The organism is Stenotrophomonas sp. 2YAF26 (genome assembly GCF_052114625.1).
Classification (GTDB): Bacteria; Pseudomonadota; Gammaproteobacteria; order Xanthomonadales; family Xanthomonadaceae; genus Stenotrophomonas; species Stenotrophomonas indicatrix.
Genome location: NZ_JBFRFC010000024.1, coordinates 1 through 23,066, shown reverse-complemented (window position 1 = coordinate 23,066; position 23,066 = coordinate 1). Strand labels below are relative to the sequence as shown.

The window sequence follows — 23,066 nt, the reverse complement described above, 5'->3', positions numbered from 1 at the left end:
ATACAGCAACCATGGCCCGCGCTTTCCCGACCGGGCCACCGACAACGAGGCAATGGAATGCATATCTCAACACTGGTCGAGCTGCTCGGCAGCAAGGGCTCGGATGCTCATCTGCAGGCATGGTTCGCGCAGCACGGTATCGGCAAGCCCCCGACCACGATCAGCGCGAACCAGGGGCAGAAATCGGTCAAGGACAAGCTCCACGACATGGAGTTCTACTTTGCCTTCGACATCATCAATGATCGCTTCTATCCGCCCACCGTCGGAGCGCGTGGCAGCCTGCTGAGCCACTTCAAGTCCGCCACCCTGTTCAGTCGCCGGCCCAAGGGCAATCCGCCAAAGCCCGAAGGCTTCTGGGACGGATACGTGCAGCCATCAGCCACACTCCAGGACTGCCTGGCGTACTTCAACGGCCGGTTGGAAGAATTCGGCGACACCGCCTACTTTGAAAAGCCACTTACCGGGGACGTCGACATCAAGCTCTGGTTCTGCAAGCGCAGGCAGCGCGTGGACACCATCCAGCTCAATCTGCATGAGGACCGCGAGTTCATCGGCCATCATGATTTCGACCCTGGCAATGAACACAACACCACCCCGCAGGCGGCAACGCTGGTACTGAAGTGGCTGTTCGATCGCCGGCACCTGCGGGTGCCGCAGGCACTCTACGAGGCCGGGTTGGAGGATGATCACCAAGCGATCCTGCGCTTTGCCGAGCAACATCTTGGCAACCACGTCTGGGCAGGCCAGCTTCACGATTCACCTGCGCTGCGCAGCGTGCTGGCCCACACCAGGACCACCCGCCCCCTGCGACTGGACAACGGCAGCCCGCTGCACTTGTTCGACAAGTGGCTGTACCTGAAGGCAGGCGGAGCATGGGAACGGCATCAGGCCCTCTACAACGACGACACACTGGCGGACTGGAGTGCGAGCGTGGATGCGTTCGAACGCGCGGTGGTGCTTGATGCCGCGCAGCGACAGGCTTTCCTGGCAATGCTGGACGACGCCTACCAGCGGGTTCAGCAAGCGCCCCCTGCCTGATCGCATTGGGGAAATCCCTCATCGTGCGTACGCATCGCTCTGGCTAAGGTGACCACTCTCTTCCGCAGGAGGTCCGCATGAACACGTCAGAGCCCAGCCGTCAGCCCAGCCCCGACCCGGCCGAGCGCGATGCGTTTTTCCCGTCGCCGTACTCGCTGTCCCAGTTCACTTCGGCAACCACCGATCTGTCCGGCGCGGACTATCCCGATGCCCGCCGTGACGGACGCTGGAAAGTGCTGATGATCGCCGCCGACGAACGTTATCTGCCGACCGCCAACGGCCACCTGTTCTCGACCGGCAACCATCCGGTGGAGACGCTGCTGCCGATGTATCACCTGCACAAGGCCGGCTTCGGCATCGACGTGGCGACGCTGTCGGGCAACCCGGTGAAGTTTGAATGGTGGGCGTTCCCACGCGAAGATCGCGAGATCGGCGGCCTGTACGAACGCTACGAATCCCGCTTCCGCCAGCCTCTGCACCTCGACGAGGTGGCGAGGGCACTCGATGCCGGTTCGGACTACGCCGCGGTGTTCATTCCCGGCGGTCACGGTGCGTTGATCGGCCTGCCGGAAAGCCGCGCGGTGAAGGCCACCCTGCAGTGGGCGATGGACAATCAACGTCACATCATCACCCTCTGTCACGGCCCTGCCGCACTGCTGGCGGCCGGCGTGGATGAAGCCGGTGGCGGTTCATTGTTCCGCGGGCATCGGATCTGCGCCTTCCCCGATGCAATGGACCGGCAGACCCCGGATATCGGCTACATGCCTGGTCAACTGCCGTGGTTCTTCSGTGAGCGCCTGGCCCAGCAGGGCGTGCAGATCGTCAACGAGGGCATCGATGGCAGCGTGATGCAGGACCGCCTGCTGTTGACCGGCGACAGCCCGCTGGCGGGCAATGCGCTGGGCAAGCTGGCTGCGCGCACCCTGCTGGATGCGTTGGCCGGTCGCTGAGAGGACAGGCACTTCCTGCCGACGCAGGCTGCGTGCTACACAGGACCGCACCTGTGTTCTGCGCTGCAGGTGTGGCGCCGGCACGCTGTTGCCAGCGGCGGTCGGCAGTCATTGCATCAATGGAGTCTGGTAGCACCCACGACAACAAGGAGCGTGTTCGATGATGCTGCACAAGAAACTGTTCGCGTGTTCATTCGGTGCCGTGCTGGCTCTTGCCGCGCTGGTGCCTTCAGCGCCGGCAAATGCCGCCGAAGAGGTCGGCCTGCAGGAAGAGTGCGTGCCCTTCCGGGCCGGCTTCGGCATCCACCAGCGTTGCACGCTGTACGTGGTCTATGACGACGGCACCCGCGTGGCCAGCGACCACTACAACCGCGACGAGAACGGGATGATGTACGACCCCTGATCGCCCAGTGGCATCTGCCGGGCGGTCGCACGCCGTCCGCCCGGCCCTTGCAGCCGCCCATCCCGGCATACCGCTGCCCTTGCCTTCCATGGCATTCTCCATGAAACCGCTTTCATGGAATGGAGGGATTCCACGATGTTGTCTCGCTTCCGCACGTCCGCGCTCTGCGCACTCTTGGCTTTTGCACTGCCCGCCGTTACCTGGGCAGCCTCGCCCGCGCCGTTGAAAGTGATGTCCTTCAACGTGCGTACGCCCGCCGACACCGACCCTGGCAAGCGCTGGGAAGACCGCCGCGATGCCATGGTCAAGGTGATCCAGCAGGCGCATCCGGCGGTGATCGGCACCCAGGAGCTGGTGCTGGAGCAGGCCAACTACCTGGCCGAGCATCTGCCCGACTATCGCTGGTTCGGCGAGGGCCGCCGCGGGGGCAGCGGCGACGAGCACATGGGCGTTTTCTACGACAGCAAGGTGCTGGCAGTGGAGCAGTCCGGTAACTTCTGGCTGTCCGATACACCCGAGGTTGCAGGCAGCATCAGCTGGGGCAACCTGTTCCCGCGCATGGTCACCTGGGCCGTGTTTCGTCGCCTGGATGATGGCCGTCGCTTCTACTTCATGAACACTCACCTGCCCTACCGCGACGAGGACGAACCGCGGCGGATCAAGGGTGCAGAACTGATCGCCACGCGCGTGGCCGCGCTGCCTTCCGATCTGCCGGTGGTGCTGACCGGTGATTTCAACAGCGAGCCCGGCGGCGGCACCTATCAGGCCTTCACCCGGGTGCTTCAGGACACCCGTCGCCAGGTCAAGTCGCCGCAGGGTCCGCGCCTGACCTTCCACAACTTCACAGGAACGGCGACCGCCGAGCTGGACTGGGTGCTGGTACGTGGCTTCCACGCGCGCAGCTTCCTGACCGATGACCGCCGCATCGGCGGCGTGCTGCCCTCCGACCACTTCCCGCTGGTCGTTGAGCTGGACTGGCCGAAGCACTGAGCACTGCAGCGACCCTCGCTACGGCGGGGGTCGCTTGCCCAGCAGGCGGTACAGCGCCTGGTGCTGGTCGCGCGCCTGGCAGATGCGTGCGCCGACGGCGAGGAACACCGCAATGCCGACAAGGCCAATACCCAGCATTGAATCGGGCAGGCGCAGGAAGCCGATCAGCGCAGCCATTGCCGCCAGTACCAGCAGCATCACCACGGCGACCGACAGGCCGGCCCCAGGCAGGCCGGGATCGCCCAGCAGCGTCCGTTGGGCCGATTGCTTCTGTTCGCTCATGTCCCGTCCTCCCTTGGTTTCCCCACTAGTTACACGGTGGGCCGCAGTTCCGGCAGAGTCAGAAACGTCATGACCGCGAGAACGCGCGCGGCGGCGCACGCGCTACCCTGCCGGCATCCTCATTGAGCGGAGACGGCACATGACCCATCGCAGCCGACTGGCGGGCTTCATCATCGATTGCCAGGACACGCCTGCCGCGGACAGCGCACGCTTCTGGGCCGCAGCGCTGGGCCTGCAGGCCGAGCCCGCCCGTGCTGAAGGCGACGCAGAGTATGCCGACCTGACAGGTGCACCGGCAGGCTTGAACGTGGAGGTGCAGCGGGTCGATCACCCGTCGCGGGTGCATCTGGATATCGAAAGCGACGACATCGACGCCGAAGCCGAACGGCTGGAAAAACTCGGTGCCCGCCGGGTCGGTTTCGTCAAAACGCTGGTGGGTGATGGAAGCGCCCACCGGTCATCGATTCTGCATCGTGCGCATGCGTGATCACGATGCTCCGGCCAACCACTGGCCATGATGAAAAAAGGGACGGAAGCAGATGCTTCCGTCCCCTGTCGATCAGCGCGCCTGCGCCACGCTCGGCGCCTGCGGTGACTGGCCCCAGCCACCGAGTGCCTTGTACACACCCACGACACTGACATTGACCTCTGATTCGGCGGCCGCCAGTGCATCATCGGCCACCAGCTGCGTGCGCTGCGCGTCCAGCAGGGTCAGGAAGTCTTCCGAGCCCTCGCGGTAGCGGATCTGCGCCAGCGATTCGGCACGCCGTGCCGCCTGCGCCTGCTCGACCACGATGGCCAGCCGCGCCTGCTGCTTGGAGTAGCGGGTCAACGCATTTTCGGTGTCTTCCAGCGCCAGCAGTACCGCCTGCTCGTACTGCGCGGCTACGCCCTCGGCCTCGGCCTTGCTGGCACGCAGGCGTGCCTTGACCGTACCGAAGTCGAATGCCGCCCAGCTCAACGACGGGGTCAGCGACCAGGCCTTGTTGTTGCCGTTGACCAGGCCACTGGCGTCGCCGCCGAGGAAGCCGACGAAGCCGGACAGCGACAACCGCGGGAACAGATCGGCCGTGGCCACGCCGACACGCGCGGTGGCGGCGGCCAGGCGGCGTTCGGCGACCCGCACGTCGGCACGCTGGCGCAGCAGTTCGCGGGTATCACCCAGCGGCAATGCCTTGGCAAACGCCGGCACTTCGTGCGGCGCCAGCATGGCGGTCAGCACTTCCGGACGCTGGCCTAGCAGGACAGCCAACCGGTTGCGCGACTGCGTCTCGGCCACTTCCAGCAGCGGGATGTCGGCCTCGATGGCCTTCAACCGTGCCCGGCTGCTCTGCACGTCCAGCTCGCTGCCGGCACCCAGTTCCCAGCGCGCCTCGGTCAGCCGCTGCGTATCGCGCAGGTTGACCAGGGTGCGCTGGGCAACCGCGATGCGCTTCTGGGTGCCACGCAGTTCGAAGTAGTTGCGTGCCACTTCGGCAGCGATCAGCACCTGCGCGTCGGCAAGGTTGGCCTGCTCGGCGTCCAGGTCGGCACGCGCGGCCTCTGCAGCACGGCGCTTGCGGCCGAACAGATCCAGCTCCCAGCCCGCATCGAAGCCGAGCTGGTAGCTTTCACTGAACACCCGCTGCCCACCCAGCTGCGGATCGGGTTGCTTGCGGCGGTCGTAGCTGCCGCCAGCGGTAACGTGTGGCGCCTGGTCGAAGCGGCTCTCGACAAACACGGCACGGGCCTGGCTGACACGGGCGACAGCCACGCGCAGGTCCAGGTTGTCCGACAGCGCGCCGTGCACCAGTTCTTCAAGCACCGGGTCATCGAACTGCGCCCACCAGCTGGCCACCGGCGAGGTGGTGCTGAAGACCGGCTGCTGTGCACCCTGCAGGACGACGGGCTCCTGCACCGGTGCCTTGTAGTTGGGGCCGACGCTGACACAGCCCGCCAGCACCAGGCTGGAGACGGCCATCGCCAGGGTGCGGATCACCATGGCAGCACCTCGCCCAGGTAGGTGAAGCTGCCGCTGGCGCCGGACTCGCCGATCAGCGCCATCTGCACGCTGGAACGCGCGCCCTCGACGATTTCGATCTCGCCGTTGCCACCGTTCATATCGGTTTTCACGTAGCCGGGGTGCACGGTGTTGACCTTGATCGGCGTACTGCGCAGTTCATGGGCCAGAGCCAGGGTCCAGCTGTTCACCGCGGCCTTGGACGCGTTGTAGGCCGGGATCTTGAAGTCGTAGATGCCCGAGGTCGGATCGGCATGCAGGGTCTGCGAGCCGAGCATGCTGGAGACGTTGACGATGCGGCCGGACTTGGCCTGCTTGATCAGCGGCAGGAAGGCCTGGGTCACCGCCACCAGCGCATACACGTTGGTCTCGAACGTGCGACGCCAGGTGTCCAGCGACTGCTCCGACGGCAGTTGCGCTGGGTTCTCGATCATGATGCCGGCGTTGTTGACCAGGATGTCCAGACGACCATGGCGCTGACGCACCTGCTCGACCGCCTCGGCGATGCTGGCGCCATCATTGACGTCCAGCTGCAGCGCTTCCACCGGCAGGCCCTCGGCCTGCAGCTTCAACGCCAGTTCCACTGCGGTTTCGCGCTTGCGCCCGGCCAGCAGCGTGTGCACGCCGGCCTGTGCCAGCTGGCGCACGGTTTCCAGGCCGATGCCGCGGGTTGCGCCGGTGACCAGCGCGATCTTGTTCTGATGGGTGTTCATGGATTCATTGCCTTGGTAGGGGGAAGCAGGCGCCGGTGGTTGCCGGCGCCGCTGTTTTCCATGTCAGTGGTGGATGGTCGGCTCGCCGTGCTGCACCAGCTGGCCACCACCGTTGCGGGTGACGAACTTGCGCAGTGCCACGTAGAACACCGGGGTCAGGAACAGGCCGAACAGGGTCACGCCCAGCATGCCGGCGAACACGGTGATACCGGTCACCGAGCGCACTTCGGCGCCAGCACCATGCGACAGCACCAGCGGCACGGTGCCGGCGATGAAGGCGATGGAGGTCATCACGATCGGGCGCAGACGCAGGCGGCAGGCTTCCAGTGCCGCTTCGACGATGCCCTTGCCGCCCATTTCCAGCTCTCTGGCGAACTCGACGATCAGGATCGCGTTCTTGCACGCCAGGCCCATCAGCACCACCAGGCCGACCTGCACGAACACGTTGTTGTCGCCGCCGGTCATCCACACGCCAAACAGCGCGGACAGCAGGGTCATCGGCACGATCAGGATCACCGCCAGCGGCAGCGACCAGCTTTCGTACAGCGCGGCCAGCACCAGGAACGCCAGCATGATCGCCACCGGGAACACGATGAAGGCCGCCTTGCCCTGGGTCGCCTGCTGGTAGCTCAGGTCGGTCCACTCGGTAGCCATGCCCACCGGCAGCACCTTGGCGGCGATGGCGGTGAGGTTGTTCATCGCTTCGGCCGAGGACAGCACACGCGGGTCGGCTTCACCGGCCAGGTCAGCGGCCGGATAGCCGTTGAAGCGCAGTACCGGGTCCGGACCGTAGGTTTCCTTGACGGTGACCATCGAGCCGATCGGCACCATCTCGCCACGATCGTTGCGGGTCCGCAGCTTGCCGATGTCTTCGACGCTGTCACGGAACTGGCCATCGGCCTGCGCGATCACCTGCCAGGTACGTCCGAACTGGTTGAAGTCGTTGACGTAGGCCGAACCCAGGTAGGTCTGCAGCGTATCGAACAACTCGGTCAGCTGTACGCCCTGGGCCTTCGCCTTGACACGGTCCACCTCGGCATCCAGCTGCGGCACGTTGGCCTGGTAGCTGGTGATCGGGAAGGCCATGCCCGGGGTCTGTGCAACCGCACCCTGCATCGACTGCACCGCGTTCTGCAGTGCGCCATAGCCGAGGTTGCCACGGTCCTGGATGAACATCTGGTAGCCGTTGCCGTTACCGAGGCCGAGGATCGGCGGCGGCATCATGGCGAAGGCGAACCCTTCCTGCAGGCCTGCGATCTTCTGGTTGATCTCCGCATTGATCTGCGCCGCGGTGCGGCCATGGCGCTCGCTGAACGGCTTGAGCGGAATGAACGCAACACCGGTGTTGGGCGTGTTGGTGAACTGCAGGGCATTCAGACCGGGGAACGAGATGGTGTGAGCCACACCGTCGGTTTCCTGGGCGATCTTGGCGACCTTGCGCAGCATTTCATCGGTACGCGCGATCGACGAACCCTCCGGCAGCTTCACGCCGGCGATCAGGTACAGCTTGTCCTGGGTCGGAATGAAGCCCGGCGGCACCAGCTTGAAGATGAAGCCGGTACCGACCAGCAGCACCGCATACACCACGAACACCGCACCACGACGACCGAGGATCTTCGACACGCCACGCTCGTACTTTTCCGAGCTGGACTTGAAGAAGCGGTTGAACGGACGGAACACCCAGCCGAACAGGCGGTCGATGATGCGGGTCGGGGCATCCTTCGGCGCGCCATGCGGCTTGAGCAGGCGGGCCGCCAGGGCCGGCGACAGGGTCAGCGAGTTGATCGCCGAGATCACCGTGGAGATGGCGATGGTGACCGCGAACTGCTTGTAGAACTGACCGGTGACGCCCGACAGGAACGCCATCGGCACGAACACCGCGCACAGCACCAGCGCGATGGCGATGATCGGCCCGGACACTTCGCGCATCGCCTGATGCGCAGCGGCCAGCGGGGTCAGGCCTTCTTCGATGTTGCGTTCAACGTTTTCCACCACCACGATCGCGTCATCGACCACGATGCCGATCGCCAGCACCAGGCCGAACAGGCTCAGCGTGTTGATCGAGAAGCCCAGCAGGTACAGCGCGCCGAACGTACCGACGATCGACACCGGCACCGCGATGAGCGGGATGATCGACGCACGCCAGGTCTGCAGGAACAGGATCACCACCAGCACCACCAGCGCGATGGCTTCCAGCAGGGTGGAGACCACGGCCTTGATCGAGTCGCGCACGAATATGGTGGTGTCATACACCGCTTCGTACTTCACGTCGGCCGGCATGGTCTTCTGCATCTCGTCCATGCTGGCCATCACCGCATCGCGGATCTCCAGCGCGTTGGCGCCGGGGGCCTGGAAGATACCGATACCCACCGCGTTCTTGCCGTCCAGCTGCGAGCGCAGCGTGTAGTCACCGGCACCCAGTTCGACCCGGGCCACATCCGCCAGCCGCACCACTTCACCGTCGGTGCCGCTCTTGAGCACGATGTCGCCGAACTCCTGCTCGCTGCGCAGGCGGCCCTGGGCATTGATCAGGGTCAGGAACTGGCTGTTGGGCATCGGCTCGGCGCCGAGCTGGCCGGCCGAGACCTGCACGTTCTGCTCGCGCATGGCGCGCACAACGTCACTGGCGGTCAGGCCGCGCGCAGCCACCTTGTCCGGGTCCAGCCAGGCGCGCATGGCATAGTCACCACCGCCGAAGATCTGTGCGTCGCCGACGCCCTGGATACGTGCCAGCGCGTCCTTGACGTGCAGGCGGGCGTAGTTGCGCAGGTACAGGGTGTCGTACTTGCCGTTGGGCGAGGTCAGGTGCACCACCATCAGGAAGGTGGGTGACTGCTTCTGGGTGGTCACGCCTTGCCGGCGCACGTCCTCGGGCAGTCGCGCCTGGGCCTGGGCAACACGGTTCTGCACCTTCACCGCCGCTTCGTCCGGGTCGGTGCCCGGGCGGAAGGTGATGGTCATCTGCAGCACGCCGTCGGAACCGGCCACCGACTTGAGGTAGATCATGCCCTCAACGCCGTTGATGGCCTCCTCCAGCGGGGTGGCCACGGTTTCGGCGATCACCTTCGGGTTGGCGCCCGGGTAGACCGTGCGTACGACCACCGACGGCGGCACCACTTCGGGGTACTCACCGATGGGCAGCATCGGAATCGAGATCAGGCCTGCGGCGAAGATCACGATCGACAGCACCGCCGCGAAGATCGGCCTGTCGATGAAGAAACGGGAAAAGTCCATGGAAGAATTCCTGGAAAAGGCCGTCGGCGGGCAACAGCCGCCCTGCCCCTCGCCAATCTGGCGAAGGCAGTGACGGCTGCCGCTGGCACCGGCAGCTAAGCGGGGACGCGGATCAGGAGCCGGCGGATCAGTGGTTCAGTGCGGCAGTTGCATCGCGACCCGGCGCCGGCGCAGCGGTGGGCTGCATCGCCACCGCCTTCGCCTGCACCGGCATACCGGGCATGAAGACCTTCTGCACACCATCGATGATCACCTTGTCACCGGCGGCCAGGCCCTGCTCGACGATGCGCAGGCCTTCGGCGGTGCGGCCGAGGCGGATGTCACGGCGCTGGGCCTTGCCATCCTTGTCGACCACATAGACGTACTTGCGGTCCTGGTCGGTCAGCACGGCCTTGTCGTCGATCAGCATGGCCTGGAACTGGCCGCTGCCGAGCAGCTGCACGCGGGCGAACAGGCCCGGGGTGAACTGGCGATCGGCGTTGTCCAGCAGCGCGCGGACGCGGATGGTGCCGGTGCTGCGGGTCACCTGGTTGTCGAGGAAGTCGACCTTGCCCGAGTGCGGGTAGCCTTCTTCACCGGACAGGCCGATCTTCACCGGCAGCTCGCTGTCGCGCTCGCTCGGGCGCTCGCCCTTGCGCGCCATCTGCGCGTAGCGCAGGAAGGTGCTTTCGTCGGCATCGAAGTACACGAACACGGTATCCAGCGAGACCAGCGTGGTCAGCACGCTGGCGCTGTCGCCAGCGGTGACCAGGTTGCCGGCGGTGACCATCGCCCGGCCGGCACGGCCGTCGATCGGCGCACGCACCTTGGTGAACTCCAGGTTGAGGCGGGCGGCATCCACCGCTGCCTGCGCAGCCTGCACCGCCGCACCGGACTGGTCGGCGGCCGCACGACGCTGTTCGGCGGTCTCGGTGGAAATCGCCTGCTGCTCGGCCAGGCGCTTGGCACGCTCGGACTCGCTGCGGGCCAGCACCGCCTGGGTACGCGCACGGGCCAGTTCGGCGTTGGCGCGATCGTACTCGGCCTGGTAGCTGCGGGCATCGATGGTGAACAGGACGGCGCCCTTCTTCACTTCTTCGCCTTCAACGTAGTTGACCTTGTCGATGTAGCCGGACACGCGCGGGCGCAGCTCGACGCTCTGCACGGCCTCGACGCGACCGCTGAATTCGTCCCACTGGCTGACCTGCTTGAGCAACACGGGGGCAGCGCTGACCTGCGGCGGGGGCGGCGCGCCGGCTTCTTCGGCATGGCCTCCGCTGCAGGCCGCCAGGACGGCGGCAGCGAGGATCGACACGCCAGCCATCGCGATGCGATGACCGAAACGATGTGGAGTGGTATTGGGGGAAGTCATGGCATGCATCCGTACGGAGGGGTGGTACAGCTATTTGAGAATTGCTATCAACTTTCGGCGGCGTATCCTGCGACCTCAACCAAAGTCGAGGTCAAGCGACGCCTGCGGTGTCGCGCCACAGCGGCGGTATTTCCAGGTGCAGCAGGCCGCGTGGCAGTTCGGCATCACTGCTGTCGCAACGGACGATTGCGCGGTTGTCGCGGCACCCGTCGAGCAGGGACACCACGCGGCGACCGACCAGCAGTGAACTCGGCCATTCGATACAGGCGTTGGCAGCGTTGGCCGGCGTGCAGACCGGACTGCACACTTCCAGCATCTGCGCGCGTACGCCTACGGCCTGCGCTTCCTGGTGCACTACCTGCGCGTACATGCGCAACGCTGCGGTGGTGATCGAGGTCTCGCCATAGCCTGCCCAGGGCTTGAGCCCGGCCGGGCTGCCGATCATCACGTAGCGGCGGGCGTGCACGTTGTCCTGCAGCAGCGGCAGCAGGTGGTGCACCGCGTGCACATGCGGCATCAGGTCCGCCTGCAATGCCGCCGACAGGGCGTCACCGCCACGCTCGACCACACGGCCACGGTTGTACGGACCGCCCATCGCGGCAACCACCGCTGCCAGCGGGCGCGGCCGCTGCGCCACGCGTTCGGCCAGCGCACGTGCCGAACTGTCGTCGCTGAGCGAGCCCAGCATCGTCTGCAGGCCCGGCTCATCGGCGAACTGCTCGTGCAACGCCGCCAGGCGGCCCGGATCGCGGCCGACCACCAGCACGGGGCTGCCGGCCTCCAGCAATGCACCGACCACACCCTGGCCCACGGCACCGGTGCCGCCGAGAACCAGGACTTCGGGCGTCAGAATCCCATTCACGGGACATTTCCTCCCAAATCCGGGATAGTCCCGATTCGACGCAGTCGGTCACCCTTGTGGGATGCAAGGCGCAAGGCACCGCCACGCTGCTGACGCATGGGTGCTGTAAACTCCCGAAAATCCTTGTTAACCAAGGAGCTAGGACGGGATTCGACGGTCATTGCCAGGTCCAGAGCGTTCTGGCCGGCAATCCGGAAGCGGGCAAGAATGTTGCGCAGGCTCATGGCGGACGGGCTCCAATTAGCGAATGGCGCCACGATAGACCTCAAACCCCTACTTGATTAGTCCTGATTAAGGGGAATAATCATCCCGTCCCCGGTCYAATCGTTCTGTCACGATTGCCCCATCCCCGACGTCCAGGATTCCTGACCATGTCCCACGATCTCAACGAGACGCTGATCTTCGTCAAAGTGGTCGAGCAAGGCAGCTTCATCGCCGCTGCAAAATCGCTCGGCCTGCCCAAGACCACGGTCAGCCGCAAGGTGCAGGAACTGGAAACGCGCCTCGGTGCGCGCCTGCTGCACCGGACCACGCGCCGCCTCGGCCTCACCGAAGCCGGCTCGATCTATCACGAGCATTGCCAGCGCATCGCGCGCGAACTTGAAGAAGCCGAAAGCGCGGTCAGCCAGCTGCAGTCCGGTCCACGCGGCTGGTTGCGCTTCACCGTGCCCTATTCGATCGGCATCACCTGGATCGCACCGCTGCTGGGCCAGTTCCATGCGCAGTACCCGGAGATCCGCCTGGACATGCACATGGGCAACGAGAAGCTGGACCTGATCGCCGGTGAGGCCGATCTTGCCCTGCGCGTGGGTGCCCTGCCCGATTCCAACCTGGTGGCGCGCAAGCTCGGCAGCCTGCGCACGCAGGTGTTCGCCAGCCCGGCCTACATCGAGCGCTACGGCGAGCCGCTGCATCCGGAAGAGCTGCAGTTCCACCGCATCCTGGCCATGCGCAAGCCGTACCACACCGGCAATTCGCCGCGCTTTACCTGGCAGCTGGGCGAGAACGGTGGCGAGCTGCGCGACTTCCCGGTGACGCCGCTGATGACGGCCAACGACATGTCTGCGCTGAATGGCGCGCTGGTGTGCGGCGAAGGTCTGCTGCTGACCGGCGACGTGATGGCCAAGCCGTTCGTCGAGTCGGGCATGGTGCGCCGCGTGCTGGCCGGCTGGACCGGGCCGGAAGTGGATTTCAACGCGGTGTTCGCCGGTGGCCGGCTGGTCTCGCCGAAGGTGCGCGCGTTCGTCGATTTCCTGGTGGAGAAGCTCAACTTCGATGCCAACTACATGCTGGCGCAGTGCCCCGGTGCGAAGCTGGCGCGGCAGCAGCAGGAACAGGAAGAAGCGGCGCTGGCGAGCAGCGGCAAGCGGATCCTGGAGAAGGTGGCTGCTTCGGCGGCGTAAGCTGCAGCGATGCCGCCTGTACCCTGCTCCTGGATCGCCTCCGGTAGATGCCGACCTTGGTCGGCACGGCTCTCCACATGGGCTATCGGCGTGCCGAGCAAGCTCGGCACCTACAGAAAATGCCGCCTGCAAGGGCGGCATTTTCGTTCCGGCTGCGCCGGAACAGCGATAACGCTGCGCGTTATTGTTTGAGAGGAATCACGCGGATCTCGACGCGACGGTTCTTGGCACGGCCGGCATCGGTGCTGTTGTCAGCGATCGGATAGGACTTGCCCGCGCCCAGGGTCTCGATTCGGACGCTCTGCACGCCTTGGCCGATCAGGTACTGCGCCACCGAATCAGCACGCTCCTTGGACAGACGGTTGTTGACCGCGTCGCTGCCGATGCTGTCGGTGTGGCCGACCACTTCGATCATGGTCTGGTTGTAATCGCGCAGGGTGCCGGCAACGCCATTGAGCGAGCCGTAGAACTGCGGCTTCAGTGCCGACTTGCCGAAGTCGAAGGTAATGCCGTCGGGCAGGTTCAGCATGATGTTGTCGCCCTGGCGCTCGACATCGATGCCGGTGTTGGCGGTGCGCTCGCGCAGCGCGCGCTCCTGGCGATCCTGGTACTGACCCACCGCGGCGCCACTGAGTGCACCGATGCCCGCGCCGATCAGCGCATGCTGGCGACGTTCGGTCGCGCTGTCGCCGGTCAGCAGGCCCGCGGCCACGCCGATGGCAGTACCGATCAGGGCATTGCGGCCGGTGCGGTTCTGCTGCTCGGTCGGGTTGCCGTACGGATCACTCTGCACATAGGAGCCGCCGGTGGCGCAGGCCGACAGGACGGCCGCACTCATCAGGGCCAGTGCGACGTTGCGGGTGGTGTTGCGGATCATGGTGTTCTCCTTGGTTTCCGGTCGGGCCGGCGGCTTGCGGGCGGCAACGAGGATAAACAGCCGGACGCGATGTCGGGATGATGATCACACCGGTCGACAGGGACGTGTTCAGCTAGCTGTCTGGACCGCTCAGCCAGCGCTTTACCCCGCCGCCGACTGACGGTAGGCGGCCAGAGCGGCATCCCGGCCAGCCGCCAGGTCCACCAGCGGCGTGCGCGGGTAGCCGGGCGAGAGTTCGGCCAACAGCTGCGGGTGCTGCCATGGAGCGAACCGTGCCTTCACCGGCAGCGCCACCAGCTCAGGCACCCAGCGACTGATGTAGCGCGCCTGTGGATCGAATTTCTCGGCCTGTGTAACCGGATTGAATACCCGGAAATAGGGAGCCGCGTCGGCACCGGTGCCGGCCACCCACTGCCACCCCATCGTGTTGTTGGCCAGGTCCGCATCCACCAGCGTGTCCCAGAACCAGCGCGCGCCGTGCAGCCAATGCGCACGCAGGTGCTTGCACAGGTAGCTGGCAACGATCATCCGCACCCGGTTGTGCATGTAGCCGGTATGCCAGAGCTCGCGCAGGCCAGCATCAACGATGGGCACACCGGTGTTGCCGCGCTGCCAGTCGTGCAGCTGGGCAGCACTGGGGTTGGACCAAGGGAAGCGATCGAAGCGTGGATTGAGGTTGTCGGTGGGCGTCTTCGGGAAATGGTGCAGCAGGTGGTAGGCGAAATCACGCCAACCGAGCTGGCGCAGGTAGCCGTCGATGTCGGCATCGGTGCCGGCATTGCGCAGGCCTTCCAGCGCGTGGGCGATGCGCCACGGCGCGATTTCGCCGAAATGCAGGTGCGGCGACAGCCGCGAGGTACCGACCCGATCCGGCAGGTCGCGCTGCTCGCGATAGCCGCGCAGCGCACCATCCTCGAACACGGACAACGCCTCGAGCGCACCGGTCTCGCCCGGCTGCCAGAGTTCCCAGAACCCGGTATCCCAGTCCAGCGTGAGCGCCAGTTGCAGCGTATCCAGCGCGAGGCTGTCGACCGTGTGCGCCGGCAGCGTCTCCGGTGCAGCCTGCAAGGCGGGCAAACGCCAGTGGCTGAGTACGTTGCGCCAGTACGGAGTGAATACCTTGTAGGGCTGCCCCTGCTGGGTGGCGATGTCCCAGGGCTCGAACAGCAGGCTGCCGTTGCAGCTCTGCGCATCGATGCCCTGCTCGCGCAGCGTGCGTTTGATGGCGGCATCGCGCGGTTGCGTCGCCGGTTCGTACTTGCGGTTCCAGTACACCGCTTCAGCGCCGGTCTGCTCGATCAACGCCTGCAGGGCCGGCAGGCTGTCACCGGCACGCAGCACCAGCGATGAACCCCGTGCACGCAGGTCGGCGTCCAGCGCTGCCAGCGAACGATGGCGCCATGCATTGGAGGCCGCGCCCGGCGCCCACTCGCCCTCTTCATGCGGCGCGTGGATGTACACCGGCACCACATCGTGGCCAGCTTCCAGCGCCGCCTGCAGCGCCGGATTGTCCTGCAACCGCAGATCCCGACGGAACCATACCAACGCTACCGACACGTGCACTGCCTCTCAGTTGCTGGGCGGCCATGATAGCCAGTGACGGTGAAGGCAATGCGTGCGACCGGCTCTGCTAGGCTGCGCGCTCTTCCGCTTCCGCCCGGCCCACGTCATGGATGATCTTCGCGCCACGTTTGCCCGCTTCGGCCCCCTGCAACCGCAATCCGCCGACGCGTGGCAGGGGCCGTTCCCGCTGCCGGACGTGCTGGCCAGATTCTATGCACGCGTCGGCCCGTTCGGTGAGGTATTCAATCCTGCCAAAGGGCCCAGCGGCATCACCATTCCAGGCCTTGAGGTGTGGATACCGCCCTTGCAGCGCCTGTGGGCCTACCAGGCAGGCTATCGCTGGAACGGCATCGATGGCGAACCGATCAGCGACTGGCCAGCGCACTGGCTGGTGATCGCCGACCGTGGCGCCGACCCTCTCATCCTCGACATCGACGATGGCCGCGTTCTGTTCGCCCGTCATGGCGCGGGCCACTGGGACGCCGACGGGTTCGTCGCCGACGTACCGACCCTGATGGCCGCACTGGCGGCGGCCGGCAGCGTTTACCTCGAGGCCGATGAGGATCTGTACAGCGATGACGATGATGGCGGGATCCGTCCGGTTCATCGCGAAGCGGCGCTGCGCGCTGTCGCTGTGGTGCTGGGCAGCACGGATGAAGCAGAACTGTTCCTGGACGCAATGCAGTAGAGCCACGCCATGCGCGGATGGTGCACGGAAAGCTTCAATCCACGCGTGGCATGGATCCACTTTTGGACTGCTGCATCGCTTCGCTGATCACCCGTCCGTCGTTCTTTCCTGCGGCACCTGCTCCGGCTGAGCGGCCAGGAACGGGTGCAGTACGGTATCGGCAGCAGCCACCGCGCCCACTACCAGCAGCAGGGCAACGGCAATGGCGGCCACGKGAACGAGGCGCGGGCGCGTGCTCATCGGTCTGCCCTCACTCCCAGCACCGGTCGGTGCGGCCCTTGGCGGTCTGCGCACGCGCGCAGTCACGCGGCGCGATCCGTCCCTCCTGCTGCTCCACCCGTTGCTTGCTGCCACCGCCATCGCGCTTCAGCTCGAAGGCGTCGTACAGGCGCCCGGTCACCGTGCGGGCCTCGTAGCGAAGGCGCTGCGGATCGATGCGCAACACCTGGAACAGCTGGGTGTCTTCGCCCACAGGGTCCATCGTCGTGCGTGCTTCGTCCGACAGGCGGTACTGCTTCGGCCCGGCTACGGTCACCACGTACTGCGGCGTTGCCGCCTGCCCTTCGCCGCGACGGCCATAGGTGTGGTCATGCCCCTGCAATACCAGATCCACCTTGTGGCGGCGCACCACCGGCAGCAGCACCTTGCGCAGGGCAGCATTCTCGCGGCCCTCGCGCGGCGAATAGAACGGCTGGTGCAGCAGAACGATCGTCCACGGCTGCCGGTTGCCGGACAACACCTTGTCCAACCACTGTGCCTGCGCCTTGGCGGTACCGAGATCCAGCGCCGAAGTGCCATCGACCACGGCCACGCGCACGCCCTGTGCGTCGAACCAGTAGCTGGTACCCGCCGCCGCGCTGGCACCGTTGCCCGGCAGGGCGAAGGTCACCGGCCAATGGCGGCCCAGCACACGGCGCTCCTGTGGCGTGTCCTCGAATTCCTCGAAGTACTCGTGGTTGCCGATCGCCGGCGCCACCAGCGTCTCCTGTGCAAGCCAGTTGGTGGCGGCAAACCATTCGCCCCATTCGCTGTCGTCCATGTTGTCGCCACCGCTGACCAGGTCGCCGGCAAACAGGCTGATCCGTGCATCCGGCGCGGCCTTCTGTGCAGCCCGCACCACGCGGCTTACATGGCTGACGTTCTTGTTCTGGGTATCGCCGAAATACAGCAGGGTCAGCGGCTGGTCGGCAGCGGCCAGCGTACGCAGCTGGTTCCACGCGCTCCAGCTGCCATTGCCCTGTACGCGGTAGACATACAGGGTGTCCGGCTGCAAACCATCGATGTCGGCGCGATGATGATGCGACAGGCCGTTCTCGGTCTGCAGCACCTGGGTCTTCGCGCGCACCTGGACGATGCCCTCGATGGCCGGCGAATCGTCGGCCCGTGCGATTTCCAGCAGCGGCGACTGCACGCTGCCATCGGTGCGCCAGGCCACTGCGAAGCCGTGGCTGGGGTCGACCGATGGAGAGGCAACGATGCGGTCCGGCACCGGTGTGGCCGCGTAGTAGCGGCTGCCCGACGGCACCTGCGTATTGGGCTCGGCCGCAGCCATCGCCATCGATGGCAATGCCAGCAGCAGCCCGATCGCAAGCAGGCGCACCAAACGCGCGCTCACGAGCCACACTCCAGCGGCAGGGCCAACTGCTTGGCGATGCTCTCCCAGTCGAAGGCCACCACACCCTGGTCATCGTGCACCGCATACAGGGCACCGTGCGGGAACCGTGGCGTCGGCTGCTGCATCATCCAGATGCCATCGGTGTTGGCCACGGTATTGCCCTGGAACGCACCCACCGGCTTCAGCGTATGGCGGTCGAACAGATGGAACACGCTGCGCTGCTTGCCCTGCTCGGTGGTGATCCACCAGCCGTCCTTGCCGCAGGTGCGCAGCATCACGCCTTCGGCCTGCGCCTTGAACACGTCGCGACCGAAGGTGGTGCCGGTGAAGCGCCCGGCCAGGGTGTAGACCTTGAATTCGCTGGCGTAGCTTTCGTCCTCTTCGGCGATCAGCAGGCGATCATTGGCCGGATCCCCCCAGATCGATTCGACCACACGCAACGCGCCGGCTTCGCTGGTATCACCGATGCTGGCCGACAGTGTTGCCTGCACCTTCGTGCCATCGCGGGACACGTGGTACTGGCGCACGCGCTTGTCCAGCTCAGCCAGCGGCGGCAGGATGTCCTTGCCCTGTGCGTCCTCGCCGTTGTCCCAGGAGTCGGTGACGTAGACGCTGTAGCCATCGGCACGGCGGTCCACCCACAGGCCGTAGGGCTTGCGCAGATCGTCGGCACCGAAGGTGGCCAACGGAGTGAAGTCCGGCAGCGAAAGCACCTGCACACGGTGGTTGTCGCGCTCGACGATCCACAGCAGGTCATCGATCACCGCGATGCCGTTGGGACGATCGAACTGGCCCAGGCCGGTGCCGGTGCTGCCGACGTCGCGCAGGTGCTGGCCGTTGCTGCCGTCGTAGACCACCAGCTTGTCGGTGGCCTTGGCCGTGGCGATCAGCCAGGTCTTGCCATCCGGCGCCTGCCAGGACGCGGGCGAATCGATGTTGTCGGCCGGGGTCATCGGGGTCAGGAAGGCCTCGGCGATGGTCGCCACGTTGCGCTCGACCGGTGCCACAGCGCCGGTCGCTGCAGCCGCTGCCGGCGCTTTGTCCGCGGCCGGCGTGCAGCCGGCGGCAAGAACGGCTGCCAGCGAGGCCGCCATCAGGGTGATGCAACGCGCCATCACAGCGCCACCTTCAGGCCGACGGCGTAGGTGCGGCCATATTCCTCCATCTGCAGGGTGCGCGAGCGCGTGCCCTGGTACAGCTCCAACGGCTTGTCCAGCAGGTTCTGCGCTTCAAAGTACACGCTCACGTTCGCGTTGAACTTGTAGTCCAGCGAGAAGTCGAGCTGGGTGTTGGGCGCCACGTAGATGTCGAACGCACGGCCCTTGCCGATGCTGTCCAGGTACTCGCTGCGGTACACCGCCGCCAGACGGGTGCTGAGGCCGTACTTTTCATAGCCGATGTGGGCGCTGTACACGTGCTTGGAGGCACGCGGCAGGGTGAAATCCTCACCGGCGCGATCCTCGATGCCAGCGTCGAATCCGGTATCCAGCCAGGTGCCGCTGGCGCCCACCAGCAGGCCGTCCAGGCCGGCGGGCAGGAAGGCCAGCTGCTGCTGCCAGTTCAGCTCCGCACCACGCACGGTGGCTTTGCGGCCATTGATCGGCTGGGTCACGTCGAAACCACCGTAGGCCGGATCATTGGTGCGCACCGTCTCGACGATGTAGCCGTCGATGGACTTGTGGAAAAGACCGAGCGAAACGATGCCGGTGCTGCCGAGGTACTTCTCCACCGACAGGTCGATGTTCTTCGACTCGTACGGGTCCAGCTCAGGATTGCCCAGGCGCACTTCCTCGTCGCCGCGGCTGTAGCCGACGCGCGGCGAGATATCGCCGAAGGACGGGCGCGAAACGGTCTTGTTGGCCGACGCGCGCAGCACCCAGTCATCGGCTACGTCGTAGCGCAGGTGCAGGCCCGGCAGTACGTTGGTGTAGCTGCTGTTGGCCACGCGCGGGGTTACGGTGTAGCTGCGGCCGTTGGCCGCCACATCGACCTGGTTGCCTTCGGCCCTGAAGCGCGTGTTCTCCACACGCACGCCACCGATGATGCGCAGCGCACCGACATCCCAGGTCCCCATGGCGTAGCTGGCGAAGATGTCTTCACTGGCGGTGTAGTCCTCTTCCAGCGAGGTCATCGCGTTGGCGCCGACATCCTGCGGCCGGGCACTGAACTGGCCACGGTTGGCCGCCCAGTACGCGCGCATCGCGTCCGAATCCATGCCGTCACCCAGGGTGCCGTGGCGGTGATCCGGGGAGCCGGTGGTCCAGCTGGACAGGGCAACCTTCGGGCCGACGCGCAGTTCGCTTTCGTCTACGTTGACGTCGCGGTCGCGCCAGCGCCCCAGCAGGCCGAACTTGATGCTGCTGCTGTCGCCGTCGAAGCGCACGTTGACCTGGGCGCTGTGCTCCTTGTCGTCCACCTGCTTGGGTGAAATCACGAAGCGGTCGAACGCGTAGTTCGCGTTGTCCAGCCACTGCGGATTGTCGAAGCTGTAGCTGGGCATTCGACTGCTCTGGTCCAGCGTACCGTTGAAGGCCTTGCCGTTGAGCTTGAAGCGCGCCTCCATTTCATCGTTCACCCGCTCTTCGGTGCGGGTGAAACCAACCTTGTAATCGACCACGGCGTTGGTCAGCGTGTTCTCGCCGCCCAGGCTGGCCGCAAAGGTGTTCTCTTCCTTGGTGCGGTAGCGCATGCGCTTGTCGATGGAATCCTTCGGCATGCCCTCCAACCGGTACTGGTCGGTACCGGTCTTCACCATCTTCGCGTCATCGAAGTTGAAGATCACGCGCTGGCGGGTTTCGGCATCATCGAACTGGCTGTACAGCGCACGCAGGTAGTACTTGCTGTCCTCGTTCGGGCGCCAGTCCAGGTTGAGGTTGGCGCCGATGCGCTTGCGTTCGATTTCGTACTTGCGGTGCTGCAGGTTGATCGCGGTGACATCGCCCGGTGCGGGATCGTCTTCGCCGTCGTACTCCACTTCGGTGTTGTCGGATTCGAACGTGCGCTTCTGGTAGTTCACGCCCAGCGCCACGCCGAAGGTGTCGTTGAACACTTCGCTGTAATTGAAGGCCGCCTTCGGGCTGGTTTCGCCGGACAGCTGCTGGTGGCTGGCTTCGATCTTGCCGCGCAGGCTGCGGCCGTCACGATCGAAGGCCGAGGCCGATTCAACCAGGATCGCGCCACCGATGGCGTCGCCCGGCATGTCCGGGGTCGGCGACTTGACCACGCGCAGGCGCTCGGTCGAATCGGACGGAATCACATCCAGCGGCGCCGCGCGGCTGGAATCTTCCGGGGTGCCGATGGCGATGCCGTCGACGCTGACGCTGTTGAGGTTGGCATCCAGGCCACGCACCACCACGAACCGGCCTTCACCCTGGTCGCGGGTCACGCTGATGCCCGGCAGGCGCTGCAGCGACTCGGCCACGTTCTTGTCCGGGTACTGGCCCAGCGCGTCGGAGGACACGGCGTCTTCGATGGCATCGCTGCTGCGCTTCAGGTCGACGGCGCGTACCTGCGATTCCAGCTGCGCGCGCACTTCGATGCGGTCCAGATCGGTCGCTGCGGCGACACCCCCTGCCACGGCAGCGGCAGCGTTTTCGGCCGCCAGCACTGACGGGCTGGCCGTCACCAGCAGCGAGAGGCTGATTGCCAGGCCCAACGTGTTCTTCTTCTGCACAGCTATCCCCAACGGTGTAAAGATTGGGTCAGCACGGTATGTCCGGCAGGTTGCATGGGCATGACACCGGTGGAGCCTGGCCTGCCGGACCCGGCTCGGCACCACCGCGCATTCCGCTTAAAATGGGGGCCTCCCCTTCTGCCAGACCCTCCCATGAAGATCGTCGAAGTGCGCCACCCGCTGGTGCAGCACAAGATCGGCCTGATGCGCAACGCCGCGCTCAGCACCAAGGATTTCCGCGAACTGGCCAACGAACTGGGCACGCTGCTGGCCTACGAGGCCACCGCCGACCTGGAAACCGAGCCGCACACCCTGCCTGGCTGGTCCGGCCCGGTCACCGTGCAGCGCATCGCCGGCGCCAAGATCACCGTGGTGCCGATCCTGCGCGCCGGCCTGGGCATGCTCAGCGGCGTGCTGTCGCTGATCCCGGCCGCCCGTGTCAGCGTGGTCGGCCTGCAGCGCGATGAGGAAACCCTGCAGCCGGTGCCCTACTTCGAGCGCCTGACCGGCCGCCTGGAAGAGCGCGACGCGCTGATCCTCGACCCGATGCTGGCCACCGGCGGCACCCTGATCGCCACCATCGACATGCTCAAGCGTGCCGGCGCACGCCGGATCAAGGGCATCTTCCTGGTTGCCGCGCCGGAGGGCATCGAAGCGGTCAAGGCCGTGCACCCGGACGTGGAGATCTACACCGCCGCGATCGATGCGCAGCTCAACGACAAGGGTTACATCCTGCCGGGCCTGGGTGATGCCGGCGACCGCATCTTCGGTACCCGCGTGGGCTGAGATCGACCGGGGCGGAGCGCTTTCGAAAGGAAGTGCTCCACCCGCTCCAGGCACCTTCACGCCGGCTTTGCAGCGACGGGCGAATGCTCCGCGCACCCGCCCTGCCCTGGAGCCACCATGAAAGCCTCTTTGCTGCTCGCCGCCGCCCTGCTGGTCGGCCTCCCGCTTGCCGCCAACGCAGCCACCCCACAGCAACAGCGCATGGCCGACTGTTCGGCAAAGAACAAAGGGCTGAAAGACGACGCCTACAAGTCCGCACAGAGCGCATGCCTGAGTTCGCACGCAGCCGCACCGGCAACCCCTGCCACGCCGCAGGAGCGCATGAAGAAGTGCAACGCAGATGCCGCCACCCCAAAGCTCGCCGGCGACGCCCGCAAGACCTTCATGAGCAGCTGCCTCAAGGCATCGTAAAAACAGCGAAGAAAGGCCCCATCCACGCATGGCGTGGATCTACTGACCGTCACTTGGAACCTGTCCGTCGAATGGGGTCAGAGCCCGTTGCGCAGCAACGGGATCCGACCCGACAGATCACGAAAATCTGTCAGCGGCGGGGCGGTGTCGGATTGCGGGGTGTCAGCCGCATGGATGCGGCTGCCAAGCCTACAAGGACGTACTTGCGGCGTCCCCGTAATCCGACAC

Annotated in this window: 20 protein-coding genes and 2 pseudogenes; 9 read left to right on the top strand and 13 right to left on the bottom strand. The window is 65.8% G+C overall.

The window, feature by feature from the left end:
- The first annotated feature begins 57 nt into the window (after positions 1-57).
- The 4 genes from AB4Y98_RS18780 to AB4Y98_RS18765 all read left to right on the top strand — a co-directional run bounded on the left by AB4Y98_RS18780 (position 58) and on the right by AB4Y98_RS18765 (position 3,381).
- Complete coding sequence (locus AB4Y98_RS18780) at positions 58-1,038, top strand: hypothetical protein (protein WP_442244912.1); 981 nt, start codon at positions 58-60, stop codon at positions 1,036-1,038.
- Positions 1,039-1,115: 77 nt separating this feature from the next.
- Entirely contained in the window at positions 1,116-1,988 is an 873-nt protein-coding gene (hchA, locus tag AB4Y98_RS18775; RefSeq protein ID WP_442244911.1) for a glyoxalase III HchA, read from the top strand.
- A gap of 163 nt (positions 1,989-2,151) precedes the next feature.
- A complete protein-coding gene (locus tag AB4Y98_RS18770; RefSeq protein ID WP_223485122.1) occupies positions 2,152-2,391 on the top strand; it encodes a hypothetical protein in 240 nt (79 codons plus the stop codon).
- A 135-nt stretch (positions 2,392-2,526) separates the two neighbouring features.
- Positions 2,527-3,381, top strand: a complete 855-nt coding sequence (locus AB4Y98_RS18765; protein WP_442244910.1) for an endonuclease/exonuclease/phosphatase family protein — start codon at positions 2,527-2,529, stop codon at positions 3,379-3,381.
- Positions 3,382-3,399: 18 nt separating this feature from the next.
- Here the strand turns inward: AB4Y98_RS18765 and AB4Y98_RS18760 are convergent, their stop codons facing one another.
- The gene (locus AB4Y98_RS18760; RefSeq protein ID WP_442244909.1) at positions 3,400-3,663 is read right to left on the bottom strand and encodes a hypothetical protein; all 264 of its coding nucleotides are present in this window, start codon (positions 3,661-3,663) and stop codon (positions 3,400-3,402) included.
- Between the two features lie 139 nt (positions 3,664-3,802).
- On the opposite strand from AB4Y98_RS18760, the pseudogene AB4Y98_RS18755 reads away from it, so the two are divergent.
- A pseudogene (locus AB4Y98_RS18755) lies at positions 3,803-4,181 on the top strand (VOC family protein).
- 41 nt (positions 4,182-4,222) lie between these two features.
- Here the strand turns inward: AB4Y98_RS18755 and AB4Y98_RS18750 are convergent.
- From AB4Y98_RS18750 to AB4Y98_RS18725, 6 genes are all read right to left on the bottom strand, one after another.
- Complete coding sequence (locus AB4Y98_RS18750; RefSeq protein ID WP_025878845.1) at positions 4,223-5,644, bottom strand: efflux transporter outer membrane subunit; 1,422 nt, start codon at positions 5,642-5,644, stop codon at positions 4,223-4,225.
- Complete coding sequence (locus AB4Y98_RS18745) at positions 5,638-6,375, bottom strand: SDR family oxidoreductase (RefSeq protein ID WP_442244908.1); 738 nt, start codon at positions 6,373-6,375, stop codon at positions 5,638-5,640. Before AB4Y98_RS18745 ends, AB4Y98_RS18750 begins: the two co-directional genes overlap by 7 nt.
- Before the next feature lie 63 nt (positions 6,376-6,438).
- On the bottom strand, positions 6,439-9,609 hold the full coding sequence (locus tag AB4Y98_RS18740; protein WP_025878843.1) for an efflux RND transporter permease subunit: 3,171 nt from the start codon (positions 9,607-9,609) through the stop codon (positions 6,439-6,441).
- A gap of 127 nt (positions 9,610-9,736) precedes the next feature.
- Complete coding sequence (locus AB4Y98_RS18735) at positions 9,737-10,960, bottom strand: efflux RND transporter periplasmic adaptor subunit (protein WP_025878842.1); 1,224 nt, start codon at positions 10,958-10,960, stop codon at positions 9,737-9,739.
- A gap of 91 nt (positions 10,961-11,051) precedes the next feature.
- Positions 11,052-11,822, bottom strand: a complete 771-nt coding sequence (locus tag AB4Y98_RS18730) for an SDR family NAD(P)-dependent oxidoreductase (protein ID WP_025878841.1) — start codon at positions 11,820-11,822, stop codon at positions 11,052-11,054.
- A complete protein-coding gene (locus AB4Y98_RS18725) occupies positions 11,819-12,046 on the bottom strand; it encodes a hypothetical protein (RefSeq protein ID WP_223494836.1) in 228 nt (75 codons plus the stop codon). Before AB4Y98_RS18725 ends, AB4Y98_RS18730 begins: the two co-directional genes overlap by 4 nt.
- A 147-nt stretch (positions 12,047-12,193) precedes the next feature.
- Here AB4Y98_RS18725 and AB4Y98_RS18720 point away from each other — a divergent pair, with 147 nt between their 5' ends.
- Positions 12,194-13,225: a LysR family transcriptional regulator gene (locus AB4Y98_RS18720; protein WP_025878839.1), complete on the top strand. Its 1,032-nt coding sequence runs from the start codon at positions 12,194-12,196 to the stop codon at positions 13,223-13,225.
- Between the two features lie 181 nt (positions 13,226-13,406).
- Here AB4Y98_RS18720 and AB4Y98_RS18715 read toward each other — a convergent pair whose 3' ends face one another.
- Positions 13,407-14,102 carry an OmpA family protein gene (locus AB4Y98_RS18715; protein ID WP_089240401.1) on the bottom strand — a complete coding sequence of 232 codons (696 nt, stop codon included), beginning with the start codon at positions 14,100-14,102 and terminating at the stop codon, positions 13,407-13,409.
- Between the two features lie 141 nt (positions 14,103-14,243).
- Positions 14,244-15,659 (bottom strand): cryptochrome/photolyase family protein, encoded by a 1,416-nt coding sequence (locus tag AB4Y98_RS18710; protein ID WP_442244907.1) that lies wholly within the window; start codon positions 15,657-15,659, stop codon positions 14,244-14,246.
- 112 nt (positions 15,660-15,771) lie between these two features.
- Between AB4Y98_RS18710 and AB4Y98_RS18705 the strand changes: the two genes are divergently transcribed.
- Complete coding sequence (locus AB4Y98_RS18705) at positions 15,772-16,353, top strand: hypothetical protein (RefSeq protein WP_363731262.1); 582 nt, start codon at positions 15,772-15,774, stop codon at positions 16,351-16,353.
- Positions 16,354-16,458: 105 nt separating this feature from the next.
- Here the strand turns inward: AB4Y98_RS18705 and AB4Y98_RS18700 are convergent.
- The 4 genes and pseudogenes from AB4Y98_RS18700 to AB4Y98_RS18685 all read right to left on the bottom strand — a co-directional run.
- Positions 16,459-16,593: pseudogene (locus AB4Y98_RS18700) on the bottom strand (inorganic diphosphatase); the annotation flags it as partial.
- Between the two features lie 10 nt (positions 16,594-16,603).
- Positions 16,604-17,911: a metallophosphoesterase family protein gene (locus AB4Y98_RS18695; RefSeq protein ID WP_363731380.1), complete on the bottom strand. Its 1,308-nt coding sequence runs from the start codon at positions 17,909-17,911 to the stop codon at positions 16,604-16,606.
- 53 nt (positions 17,912-17,964) lie between these two features.
- Entirely contained in the window at positions 17,965-19,083 is a 1,119-nt protein-coding gene (locus tag AB4Y98_RS18690; protein ID WP_394198339.1) for a phytase, read from the bottom strand.
- Positions 19,083-21,641: a TonB-dependent receptor gene (locus tag AB4Y98_RS18685; RefSeq protein WP_442244906.1), complete on the bottom strand. Its 2,559-nt coding sequence runs from the start codon at positions 21,639-21,641 to the stop codon at positions 19,083-19,085. The genes AB4Y98_RS18690 and AB4Y98_RS18685 overlap by 1 nt, the downstream gene beginning before the upstream one ends.
- A gap of 153 nt (positions 21,642-21,794) precedes the next feature.
- Here AB4Y98_RS18685 and upp point away from each other — a divergent pair, with 153 nt between their 5' ends.
- Both upp and AB4Y98_RS18675 read left to right on the top strand, forming a co-directional pair.
- The gene (gene upp / locus AB4Y98_RS18680; RefSeq protein ID WP_025878832.1) at positions 21,795-22,427 is read left to right on the top strand and encodes a uracil phosphoribosyltransferase; all 633 of its coding nucleotides are present in this window, start codon (positions 21,795-21,797) and stop codon (positions 22,425-22,427) included.
- A 117-nt stretch (positions 22,428-22,544) separates the two neighbouring features.
- Positions 22,545-22,838: a PsiF family protein gene (locus AB4Y98_RS18675; protein ID WP_442244905.1), complete on the top strand. Its 294-nt coding sequence runs from the start codon at positions 22,545-22,547 to the stop codon at positions 22,836-22,838.
- The last annotated feature ends 228 nt before the right edge of the window (positions 22,839-23,066 follow it).

Bases quoted from the DNA above. Each gene is read 5' to 3' on its own strand.
- AB4Y98_RS18770 (WP_223485122.1), top strand. From the start codon at position 2,152: ATGCTGCACAAGAAACTGTTCGCGTGTTCATTCGGTGCCGTGCTGGCT.
- AB4Y98_RS18715 (WP_089240401.1), bottom strand. From the start codon at position 14,102: ATGATCCGCAACACCACCCGCAACGTCGCACTGGCCCTGATGAGTGCG.
- AB4Y98_RS18690 (WP_394198339.1), bottom strand. From the start codon at position 19,083: ATGGCGCGTTGCATCACCCTGATGGCGGCCTCGCTGGCAGCCGTTCTT.
- AB4Y98_RS18675 (WP_442244905.1), top strand. From the start codon at position 22,545: ATGAAAGCCTCTTTGCTGCTCGCCGCCGCCCTGCTGGTCGGCCTCCCG.
- AB4Y98_RS18750 (WP_025878845.1), bottom strand. From the start codon at position 5,644: ATGGTGATCCGCACCCTGGCGATGGCCGTCTCCAGCCTGGTGCTGGCG.
- AB4Y98_RS18740 (WP_025878843.1), bottom strand. From the start codon at position 9,609: ATGGACTTTTCCCGTTTCTTCATCGACAGGCCGATCTTCGCGGCGGTG.
- AB4Y98_RS18695 (WP_363731380.1), bottom strand. From the start codon at position 17,911: ATGGCGATGGCTGCGGCCGAGCCCAATACGCAGGTGCCGTCGGGCAGC.
- AB4Y98_RS18720 (WP_025878839.1), top strand. From the start codon at position 12,194: ATGTCCCACGATCTCAACGAGACGCTGATCTTCGTCAAAGTGGTCGAG.
- AB4Y98_RS18725 (WP_223494836.1), bottom strand. From the start codon at position 12,046: ATGAGCCTGCGCAACATTCTTGCCCGCTTCCGGATTGCCGGCCAGAAC.
- AB4Y98_RS18705 (WP_363731262.1), top strand. From the start codon at position 15,772: ATGGATGATCTTCGCGCCACGTTTGCCCGCTTCGGCCCCCTGCAACCG.
- AB4Y98_RS18765 (WP_442244910.1), top strand. From the start codon at position 2,527: ATGTTGTCTCGCTTCCGCACGTCCGCGCTCTGCGCACTCTTGGCTTTT.
- AB4Y98_RS18780 (WP_442244912.1), top strand. From the start codon at position 58: ATGCATATCTCAACACTGGTCGAGCTGCTCGGCAGCAAGGGCTCGGAT.
- AB4Y98_RS18760 (WP_442244909.1), bottom strand. From the start codon at position 3,663: ATGAGCGAACAGAAGCAATCGGCCCAACGGACGCTGCTGGGCGATCCC.
- AB4Y98_RS18745 (WP_442244908.1), bottom strand. From the start codon at position 6,375: ATGAACACCCATCAGAACAAGATCGCGCTGGTCACCGGCGCAACCCGC.
- AB4Y98_RS18735 (WP_025878842.1), bottom strand. From the start codon at position 10,960: ATGACTTCCCCCAATACCACTCCACATCGTTTCGGTCATCGCATCGCG.
- upp (WP_025878832.1), top strand. From the start codon at position 21,795: ATGAAGATCGTCGAAGTGCGCCACCCGCTGGTGCAGCACAAGATCGGC.